Below are 1,853 nucleotides of genomic sequence, written 5' to 3' on the forward strand. Positions count from 1 at the left end.
TGGGTCAAGCCTGCTTCCAGCAGGCTTGACCACGAACATAGGATCTCGACTCTACCCAGGCAGCGGGCGCCCCATGCGGGGCGCCCTCCGGGGTCAGCGCTTGGCAGCAGCGCTGACCTTCAATGCAGCGGCATCGACGCGGGTCACGCCCTTGATGCCCTTGGCGGTGGTGACCGCCTTGTCCTTCTCGGCCTGGGTGGCCACGGCACCACTCAGGCTGACCACGCCGTTCACGGTTTCCACCTTGATTTCAGTGCCCGGAACGTTGCTGCTGGCCAGCAGATCGGCCTTCACCTTGGTGGTGATCCAGGTATCGGTCACCGGCTCGTTGGAGTCATGGCGATCAGCATGGGTTGCCGGATGGGTGCTGGTCGGCGGGCTCTTCGCGGCCGGGTCCTTGGCGAAGGCAGCCGAGGAGGACAGCGCCAGGCCCAGGGTCAGGGCGGAAGCAATCAGCGTGCGGGTGGTATTGCTCATCGTGTCGTACTCCTTCGGGATGTGCTGCCAGTCTGGACAAGCCTCCGTAGAGCAGGCGTGGCGTTGCGGTCATGCCGCTGTGAATCGAGGCGATTCCAACGTCAACGGTTCAGTTTTGGCCTGTACGCAGGTGTCGTTTACCCTGCCCTTCCCCATTGCCGGAGCCGTCTCATGCGCCCCGACCTGCAACTGGCCCTGATCGGCTACGGCCTCGCCGGCCGCGTCTTCCATGCGCCGCTGATCCAGCACACGCCCGGGCTGGTGCTGCACAGCATCGTCAGTTCGCAGCGCGACACGTTGCTGCGCGCGTTCAGCGACGTGCACGTGCGTGCCACGCCGCAGGAGGTGTTCGACGACCCGGCGGTGGACGCGGTGGTGATCGCCACTCCGAACGCACAACACGCACCGCTGGCGATCGCGGCGTTGGCCGCGGGCAAGCATGTGCTGGTCGACAAGCCGTTCGCGCTGGATGTCGCTGAAGCCGAAGCGGTGCTGGCTGCGGCACGTGATGCCGGACGCATCGCGACCGTGTTCCAGAACCGGCGCTTCGATGCCGACTTCCTCACCCTGCAGGCGCTGCTGGCCGAAGGCGCGCTCGGTGACGTGGCCGAGTGCCATGCGCACTTCGACCGCTACCGCCCGCAGGTGCGCGACCGCTGGCGCGAGCAGGACGGACCGGGCAGCGGCCTGTGGTACGACCTCGGACCGCACCTGCTCGACCAGATGCTGGTGCTGTTCGGCTGGCCCGAGGCCATCGATGCCGATCTGGCCGTGCAACGCGAAGGTGGCAGCGGCATCGATTACTTCCACGCGGTACTGCACTACCCGAGGCATCGCGCGATCGTGCATGCCGGTTCGCTGGTGGCGGCCCCCACGCCGCACTTCAGTGTGCATGGCAGTCGTGGCAGCTGGATCAAGCATGGGCTGGACGTGCAGGAGGCACAGCTGCGGCGCGGTGTTGCGCCAGGGGCGCCAGGCTGGGGCATCGACCCACGGCACGGCGAGCTGGTGCGCTGCGATGCTGAGGACAATGTGCAGCGCAGTACCGTGGACAACCTGCCGGGCGACTACCGGCGGCTGTATTCGCAGTTCGCGGCGGCGATGCACGGCGATGGCGAGCCGACGGTCAGCCCGGTGCAGGCACTGCAGCTGATGCGGTTGCTGCAGGCCGGCATGGACAGCGCGCGCGAAGGGCGGCGGGTTCAGTTGGGATGACCGGCAGGGCTGCGCCCTGCACCTGCCGAATCAACGGCAACGTCAACGTCAAAAGCGGGCATTCCGTGGATGGCGGGGTGGGTCCGGTTGCGGGGGACGCCGTAAATACGTCCCTGTAGCAACTGTGTTGCTGGAGAGTCTCAGGCCCGTCAGGTAAACGG

At 66.9% G+C, this 1,853-nt stretch carries 2 protein-coding genes; one reads left to right on the forward strand and one right to left on the reverse strand.

Annotated features, from left to right (window positions below; translation table 11 throughout):
• Positions 1–93 precede the first annotated feature (93 nt).
• Positions 94–477: a BON domain-containing protein gene (locus QRO95_RS25180; protein ID WP_006470382.1), complete on the reverse strand. Its 384-nt coding sequence runs from the start codon at positions 475–477 to the stop codon at positions 94–96.
• Between the two features lie 171 nt (positions 478–648).
• Here QRO95_RS25180 and QRO95_RS25185 point away from each other — a divergent pair, with 171 nt between their 5' ends.
• On the forward strand, positions 649–1,692 hold the full coding sequence (locus QRO95_RS25185; protein ID WP_032130517.1) for an oxidoreductase: 1,044 nt from the start codon (positions 649–651) through the stop codon (positions 1,690–1,692).
• Positions 1,693–1,853: the final 161 nt, after the last annotated feature.

Origin of the sequence: Stenotrophomonas maltophilia group sp. Smal13 (genome assembly GCF_030236855.1) — a bacterium.
Lineage (GTDB): Bacteria > Pseudomonadota > Gammaproteobacteria > Xanthomonadales > Xanthomonadaceae > Stenotrophomonas > Stenotrophomonas maltophilia_A.

Coding starts and splice junctions, on each gene's coding strand:
- QRO95_RS25185 (WP_032130517.1), top strand. CDS start 649: ATGCGCCCCGACCTGCAACTGGCCCTGATCGGCTACGGCCTCGCCGGC.
- QRO95_RS25180 (WP_006470382.1), bottom strand. CDS start 477: ATGAGCAATACCACCCGCACGCTGATTGCTTCCGCCCTGACCCTGGGC.